The 477-nt window shown below is 58.9% G+C and carries 1 protein-coding gene; it reads right to left on the reverse strand.

The features are described 5' to 3' along the window. On the reverse strand, nt 1-426 hold a 426-nt coding region (locus P0D80_RS51165), incomplete at its 3' end, for a universal stress protein (RefSeq protein WP_408296608.1). Nucleotides 427-477 lie beyond the last annotated feature (51 nt).

A 477-nucleotide genomic window follows, 5' to 3' on the forward strand; every position in this document is an offset into this window, starting at 1 on the left:
GCCCTCAACCCATCGCAACAGGCCATGATGCTGTCTCGCCCCAAGAACAAGCAGATCCGCATTCCACCTCTGTGCCTCCGAAGCGAGGGCATGGGACACATCGCCTCCGTACCTGGCGAGGTCTATCAGTTCGGCCTCGACCGTCAAACCATGGTCTTCAAGAATGCGTCGAATATCCGATAACGCGACGTTCGCGGATTCCCGCAATTCGTCGGAGAATGCCGCGATATTCAGCCCGGTCGCCGAGTGCGCGGAGAGTATCGCCCGGGGGTTTTCGAGCACGCTCACGACACGGACCTGGATGCCCGTGACGCCGAGTTGACAGGCGTACGTAGCAGCATGGATGGACGCGATACTCGAGTCTACGCACAGCAGAAGCCGACTGAAACGGGCTAAAGGTGAATTGGAGCTGACTTGCTGGTTCATGGAAAGACTCCGTGTTGATCGCGGAAAACGCCGGCTGAAGCGCCGAGTAGG

Source organism: Paraburkholderia sp. RL17-373-BIF-A (assembly GCF_046030175.1).
Lineage (GTDB): Bacteria > Pseudomonadota > Gammaproteobacteria > Burkholderiales > Burkholderiaceae > Paraburkholderia.